The sequence below is a fragment of the Chitinophaga sp. genome, from assembly GCF_036569125.1.
Classification (GTDB): domain Bacteria; phylum Bacteroidota; class Bacteroidia; order Chitinophagales; family Chitinophagaceae; genus Chitinophaga.
This window is the reverse complement of sequence record NZ_DATCRF010000570.1, coordinates 1-6,805: the sequence shown is the minus strand read 5'-3', so window position 1 is coordinate 6,805 and position 6,805 is coordinate 1. Positions and strand designations below refer to the sequence as shown.

The 6,805-nt window shown below is 48.0% G+C and carries 10 protein-coding genes; 4 read left to right on the top strand and 6 right to left on the bottom strand.

Annotated features, from left to right (window positions below; genetic code table 11):
* A partial coding sequence (locus VIM87_RS21480; protein ID WP_331998993.1) for a cytochrome b/b6 domain-containing protein occupies window positions 1-615 on the bottom strand: 615 nt, incomplete at its 3' end.
* Between the two features lie 247 nt (window positions 616-862).
* Here VIM87_RS21480 and VIM87_RS21475 point away from each other — a divergent pair.
* The 4 genes from VIM87_RS21475 to VIM87_RS21460 all read left to right on the top strand — a co-directional run bounded on the left by VIM87_RS21475 (window position 863) and on the right by VIM87_RS21460 (window position 3,748).
* A complete protein-coding gene (locus VIM87_RS21475) occupies window positions 863-1,111 on the top strand; it encodes a hypothetical protein (RefSeq protein WP_331998992.1) in 249 nt (82 codons plus the stop codon).
* A 25-nt stretch (window positions 1,112-1,136) separates the two neighbouring features.
* Window positions 1,137-1,718, top strand: a complete 582-nt coding sequence (locus tag VIM87_RS21470; protein ID WP_331998991.1) for a peroxiredoxin family protein — start codon at window positions 1,137-1,139, stop codon at window positions 1,716-1,718.
* A 115-nt stretch (window positions 1,719-1,833) separates the two neighbouring features.
* Window positions 1,834-3,138, top strand: a complete 1,305-nt coding sequence (locus VIM87_RS21465; protein WP_331998990.1) for a spondin domain-containing protein — start codon at window positions 1,834-1,836, stop codon at window positions 3,136-3,138.
* Window positions 3,139-3,361: 223 nt separating this feature from the next.
* Window positions 3,362-3,748, top strand: coding sequence for a DoxX family protein (locus VIM87_RS21460; protein ID WP_331998989.1), 387 nt, complete (start codon window positions 3,362-3,364; stop codon window positions 3,746-3,748).
* Here the strand turns inward: VIM87_RS21460 and VIM87_RS21455 are convergent.
* The 5 genes from VIM87_RS21455 to VIM87_RS21435 form a co-directional block, all read right to left on the bottom strand.
* Complete coding sequence (locus tag VIM87_RS21455) at window positions 3,681-3,983, bottom strand: Ada metal-binding domain-containing protein (protein ID WP_331998988.1); 303 nt, start codon at window positions 3,981-3,983, stop codon at window positions 3,681-3,683. The genes VIM87_RS21460 and VIM87_RS21455 overlap by 68 nt on opposite strands.
* Before the next feature lie 5 nt (window positions 3,984-3,988).
* The gene (locus VIM87_RS21450; RefSeq protein ID WP_331998987.1) at window positions 3,989-4,702 is read right to left on the bottom strand and encodes a 2OG-Fe(II) oxygenase; all 714 of its coding nucleotides are present in this window, start codon (window positions 4,700-4,702) and stop codon (window positions 3,989-3,991) included.
* A 91-nt stretch (window positions 4,703-4,793) separates the two neighbouring features.
* Window positions 4,794-5,030: an RNA-binding protein gene (locus VIM87_RS21445; protein WP_331998986.1), complete on the bottom strand. Its 237-nt coding sequence runs from the start codon at window positions 5,028-5,030 to the stop codon at window positions 4,794-4,796.
* 130 nt (window positions 5,031-5,160) lie between these two features.
* Entirely contained in the window at window positions 5,161-6,141 is a 981-nt protein-coding gene (locus VIM87_RS21440) for an ABC transporter ATP-binding protein (RefSeq protein ID WP_331998985.1), read from the bottom strand.
* 3 nt (window positions 6,142-6,144) lie between these two features.
* Window positions 6,145-6,805 (bottom strand): discoidin domain-containing protein (locus tag VIM87_RS21435; protein ID WP_331998984.1); only part of this gene is annotated, 661 nt, incomplete at its 5' end.

The window sequence follows — 6,805 nt, the reverse complement described above, 5'->3', positions numbered from 1 at the left end:
GAAATTGTTCCATCCCGCCAGTATCACCTGCACCACATGGATCACAAAAAACAACACATACCCAATGGTTAATGCAAAGTGCAGGATGCGCGCAAAATGGTACCCGCCGCATAACCAGCACAGCCAGTACAGCTGCACCGGTTTGTAAATAGCCAGCCCGGTGGCAACGGAGCCTATGCCCATAATAATAATGGCCGTATAGGCAATGCGCTGGGCCGCGTTGTACTTGTTTTGTGGCGGAACGGTTTTGCGGATGTGCAGATCGTGCAGCAGCACCAGCCAGGCCTCCTTAAAGGAGTGCCGGTTAGGCAGCAGCTGCCGCCAGGCGCCGGAGAAAAGGGTGTACAGCACATACAGGAAACCATTGAGCATAAAAAACCACATGAACAAAAAGTGGAAAGCCATGCCTTCCGCAAGCCGGTGCGGCACATGCAGCAGCTGGTAAAACCAGTCCGGGAAGAACCGGATCAGTGTATGGCCGCCCAGCGTAATGGTATACACATCATTAGCCCAGTAAATTAATAGCCCGCTCCAGATCATCAGCGCCAGCACCGGGAAGTTGATCCAGTGTGTCCAGCGCATCAGCAAAGCGTGCTTTTCTTTCATGACTTTCATATGCAGAGAGTTACGTTATTTTAACGCAGATAGTTCATGTTTTGTTCCTGCCTTTAACATAGTTCTAACAAACTGATCCACTTTATATTATTAGACGCGCAACTATTAAAATCCTGACAAAACACCCCCAAAATATTAATACGTGGTCCCGGCAGCCCGGGTTGCTGAAAAAATATTTTTAAAAAGTTGTAAGGTTTGATGCATGTCAGCGTCTATACAGTAAATGTTCACTAAAAAAACAAACATCATGAAACATCCCATCCTGAATGCAAACATTAGTAAAGGCCTGCTGGCCGCTGTAATAGCCGCTTGTTTTACTATACAGGCACATGCACAGCAACCGCAAAAAGACACTGCTAAAATGTCTCACAGCAAAATGAGTAAAATGCAGGACAGCAAAATGAGCCCAAAGAAAATGGATAAAATGTCCGGCGATAAAAAGATGGATAAAATGTCCGATGGAAAAATGACCAAAAAGCCCGCGGGTAAAATGTAAGCCGTCAACGCTAAACTAACAGACCATGAAAAAAATAACCATGCTATGTTTCAGCCTCCTTTGCGGTATGCACATCTTTGCGCAAAGCGGGCTTAAAAGCGGAACTAAAGCGCCGGACTTTTCCGGCACCGACAATAACGGTAAAAAAGTAACGCTGGATCAGCTGTTACAAAAGAACAAAGCCGTTGTACTATTCTTTTACCGCGGGCAATGGTGCCCCTATTGCAACAAACATATCCAGCAGCTGCAGGATTCCCTGCACCTGCTTACGGCCAAAGGCGCCTATGTGGTAGGCGTAACCCCCGAAACAGCCGGTAACATTGATAAAACCATCGAAAAAACACATGCGTCTTTTTCCATTATCCAGGATAAAGGTTACCAGATCATGAAAGCATATGATGTAAATTATGTGCTGGACCAGAACACCGTTACCCAATATAAGAACTGGCATGTTGACCTGGAGGAGAACAATGGCAATAAGGACCATGTGCTGCCCGTACCCGCTACTTATATTATAGACAATACCGGTAAGATCGCTTTTGTGCAGTTTGATAAAGACTATAAGAAACGGGCTTCTGTAGCAGACCTGCTGCAGGCGCTGCACTAAATCCTGAAATATTTAAGGCTATTATAACTGCCTGCTTTGCATACCCGCAAAGCAGGGTGGGGAAAATATGCCTGTGCTTTTCAAACAACAATCATCATAATTAATTACCTACCGTATGAACACTTTTAAAAAACTACACTACTGGCCGGCCATTGCGCTGCTGCCCATTGCTTTTATAGCCTGCAATAAAGACGATGATCATAATCCCCCTGCTGATAAGAAAACAACTATCACAGTGGAGAATGTGCTGAAATCACAACCGCTGGTGGAATCCGGCACCTTCCAGGGCACAGGCACCCCACCGGTAATATTGCCCGGCCAGTCCGTATCCATCCAGTTCTCAGCTGCAAAAGGGGAGGCCCTCACTTTTGCCACCATGTACGGCTGGTCTAACGACCTGTTTTTTGCGCCTGCTAACCCGGGCATTGCAGTATATGATATGAAGGGCATGCCCATTGAAGGCGACGTATCTTCCCAGATAAAGCTCTGGGATAACGGCACCCGCATTAATCAAAAACCCGGCGCCAATGTAACCCATCCCGGCACAGCCGACACTAAGAATATTACAGAGGTAAAAGGCGTGGATGCACAGGGCAATACCTACCTGGATGCATCTAAGCTGGTAAAGGCCACGTTAAAATATAATGGTAATTCCATGTTCACCTTAACGCTGCAAAATACCTCCGGCGGCACGGCTAATGAAACGCCCCTGAGCCCCGGTGTTTGGGCAGTATCCTACATTGTAGGCGGCAACCTGCTGAATGGCGCCCCCCTGTATACCAGCGGCCAGCCTACAGCAAACGGCTTAACCAACATTGCAGAAATGGGCGACAATGCACCCTTGTATACTTACATAAAAGGTATCACCGGTATTTTTACGCCGCTTTCACCCATATTGGTTGTAGTATATAACGGCATAGACAATCCCATTTACAAAACCGGTGAAAATGACCGTGGGCAAGGCTTACGGCCATTAGCCCAGCAAGGTAATGCCGACACGCTGGCTGCTGCGCTGAAAGGCATGAAAGGAGTAAAGGCAGTATACGTATTACCTGCTCCAAGTACCAAGGTGTTGCTGCCGGTAATTAACGGACAGGCAGGCGGCAAAGTTTCACAGGAGCTGAGCGTTGGCAGTGGCGACCGCATAGCCATAGCCACTATGTATGGTTTCTCTAACGACTGGTTCTTTGCATCTGCAGGTAATGGGGTAGATGCTATGCAGAAAGGCGATATCTCCACCAGCATACAATTATATGATGATGGTACTGCCGTGGATCAGTTCCCCGGCGCCGGTATTACGCAGTTTAACCTGGCCGGTACACCGCTGCAGGAAAGCAAGCCCATTGCAGCCGTACCCAACCCCAATGCATTTACCACACTGCCGGCCATACAGGATATTATTCACGTAACACTTCAGTAGGTAGTAATATAGATGCAGTTAACCAACCAGCCGGTGCCTGCCTGTAATAGGCGGGTACCGGTTTTTTTGTGCGTGCTTCCAACCATTGCATGACTATCTTGCTATTATTAGCAGTAAAATGTCGGATTAACCCCTTTTTATGTCGTGTTCACAACCGGTGCCAATAACTGCTTGCATCTATATTTGTACCTGTAAACCTTCAACACCTTAAACCTACAGCAAAATGAAAAAGATCAACATTATCTTCTGGATCTCCACCGGCTTACTCGCCTTATTAATGGGAGTAGGCTCCATTTCCAACGTACTCAAACAACCGGAAGCCGTTGCCATGTTCCAGCATTTAGGATATCCCGTTTATTTATTGCCCTTCTTAGGCGTAGCCAAGATCTTAGGCGTTATTGCCATTGTTATACCGGGTTTTCCGCGGTTAAAGGAATGGGCTTATGCCGGTTTAACTTATGACCTGGCAGGTGCTACGTATTCCAGCATTTGTACAGATGGTATTGCACCGGGCTCGCTGGTGTTCCTGATAGGTTTTGGCCTCATTGCCCTTTCCTACATTTACCATCACAAAAAACAAAAAGCTGCCCTGCTGCATGTAATGGCATAGTAGCTTTCCAGGCACGGTATAATGCCGGCATACAATGCCCGCAGGGGCGGTAACCGGCAGCAATAGCCTCCTGTTCCGTAGCAAAAAAGGTCCGGTTGGCTGCTTTCATTTGTTTGCCGGAAACACAGGAAAGCAGTCCGTAAATACGCAGCTTTTTATTTCCGCCAAACCTGATGTTGCCGCTGCGTATCAATGACCGGACCTTTTTATCACTTAGCTGCACATGCGCTATCATACACCTCAGGTTTGCGCATCATGAAATATAATTCCCAGCGTATAGCGCTGCCCGTTATGCAGGGGACTTACGCCATGCTTCATATTTACCCGGTAATATCCCTTGCTGCCTTTCACCGGCCTGAAATTGGTGGTGAACAGCAGCATATCGCCCCGCCGGGGCTGCAGCACATTGGCTTTGGACTGCGCCCTGGGTATTTGCTCCGTAAGCACAAACTCGCCGCCCGTATAATCTTCCCCCGCTTCATTCAGGAATAATACAGCCTGCATAGGAAAATATACATCTCCATACAGGTCCTGGTGCAGGGTGTTAAAACCGCCTTCGCCATATTTAAGGATAAGAATGGTGGGCTGCGTTTGCCCGTGCTCCTTACAAAGCGCCTGTAAGGCAGTATGCGCAACAGGAAAGGTTTGTGGAATGTTCAGTACCTCCATCCATTTATTGGCAATGGGTACCAGGTACGGATATACGGTTTGGCGGATGGTGGTGATCAGATCGGGCAGGGGATAGCGGAAATATTTATATTCTCCTTTACCAAAGCGGTAACGCTCCATGGTAATCGTTTTGCGGTAGGTGTTATCCGCTTCGTAAGCCGCTATTAAAGTGTCGCATTCTTTTTTGTTCAGCACACCCGGTACCAGGGCGTAACCCTGCTCATGCAGATGGGTGGCTGCCCGGGTCCAGTCTTTTGCCTGCAGGCGCTCAATGATCGGTTGCATATGGTAATACTTTCCTGTAAAAGTACCCCTGCCTGCTATTTATGGAAACCCGGATCTTGCGGTTATTACAGCATCAAATACTGTTAGATAGTTAGATAGCTACGGAAACGGCCATATAACGGCCGTTAATGTTCATGCCTTCCAGCTCTTCCATAGCCCTGCTGGCTTCCGCTTCCTGTAGCATTTCTACAAACCCGTATCCGCAGGAATGGCCGGTAACATCGTTAAAGACCACCTTACAGGAAACAACCCTGCCATAGGCGGAGAAGATCTTTTGCAGCACAGCAGCTGTAGTATGTGACATTAAATTGGAAACACGCAGGTTCATACAAGTGGAATTTTATAAATGATGTGAATGATGGGGCGTTTTTAACAGATAAAGATCAGATATAAATGAAGAATTTTATAACCAGGCGATGAAGATACTGAAAATTATATTAACAACCGCATAACATAGGTCAAATAAACCATATATCTGCATTTTTCAGGGATATATACACCGTATCGCCCGGTTTAAGGGGGGTATGCATGGTTTTAAGGGTAATGTTATCTTTAGGTAAAGCCACTTCCAGCTCATAATAACCGCCGTAGAAGGTAACGGTATCTACTTTCCCTTTAACAGTCTTATCATCATGCTGAGTGCTGAGGGCAACATCCTCCGGGCGTACAAAAAGCTGCTTTCCTTTGGGCTGCGGGCCGGTCAGCAAAGCCTTTACAGTAGCGCTTTCCAGCAGGTTGTACTTACCCAGCAAACCCGCCGCATAGGTGTTCACCGGCTGGTAGTACACCTGTTGCGGGGCGCCCTGCTGCACTATTACGCCATCTTTCATAAGCATCACCTCATCTGCCCAGGAAAGTATATCCTGCGGGTCATGGGAAATAAGCATACAGGTAATGTTCATCTCTTCCCCAATATCCCGGATCACGGTTTTCAGCAGGTTCTTATGGATCATGTCCAGGTTGGAGTAGGGCTCATCCAGCAGCAGCAGCTGCGGGGCGGTGCCCAGTAAGCGCGCCAGGGCAATACGCTGCTTTTCCCCGCCGGAGAGCTGATCTGTACGGCGCTGCAGCAAATGCGTAATGCGGCAAATATCGTAGATCTCCTGTGCTGCTTCGGGTTCCAGCAGGTTCACCCGTTCCAGCACTTCCGCCACGCTGTAGTTATTCCGCAGCTCAAAATGCTGGGAAAGATAGGCGATGCGCGGGTGCCCGGGCAGCAATACCTCATGCGGGCCCTTTACCCGCTGATCTTCAAACAGCACCAGGCCTTCATCTACCGGCACCAGGCCTGCTATCATTTTCAGCAGGGTGCTTTTACCCGAACCGGTTTCCCCGGCAATAGCTATTTTATGAAATGGTTGTAATGTAAAGCTGACATCGTTTACTACCAGCGCACCCTGTTGTTGTTTACGGAGATTTGATACCGTTAAAAAGCTCATAATTTACCTTCTTTCATCATACACGCCCACTTCCGCAATACGGGGAGCTTTGTTAAACTGGTCTATTGTAATGCGCACCTTACCGCCCCACACGCGGTCAAAACGGTGGATCTTCACCCGGCTTTTATTGTCGCCGGTGAACAGCGGTTTCCAGGTGCCATTCTGAAAATATTCTGCATGGTATTTAGTGATGGAGGGCTCAGCTTCCGTAATGGTAATGGCATTAAAGGGCTTATCGCGGTCCAGCACCACTTCCCACCAGGGCTGTTTTACCGTGGTGTTGGAGGTCCAGTCTGTAGTGAAATCATCGTCATTTGCAAAGTCCATAATGTTCATATCATCGCTCCAGCTGGAATTGGCAGGCTGGTGTTTGGCAATGTTGGAGGAAATGATGGGTGCATCAGCTTCCGGCAGCTTTGCCACCGGGCCTTCATTTTTCCATTGTTTGCCAATGGCCTGCAGGGCCTGCAGCGCGTTCTCATCTATCAGCCCATCCCGGTTAGGCGCTACGTTTAAAATAAAGTTGCACCAGGCATTGTTAAACGGCACAATGTCATCATTCACCAGCATCTTCGGATCCTTTACCGGGTCTTTCGGGAAAGTGGTTTTCCAGAACCAGTTCTTATTAACCGGCAGGCAGGAAAGGGCCGGCAGGCGGTTATTT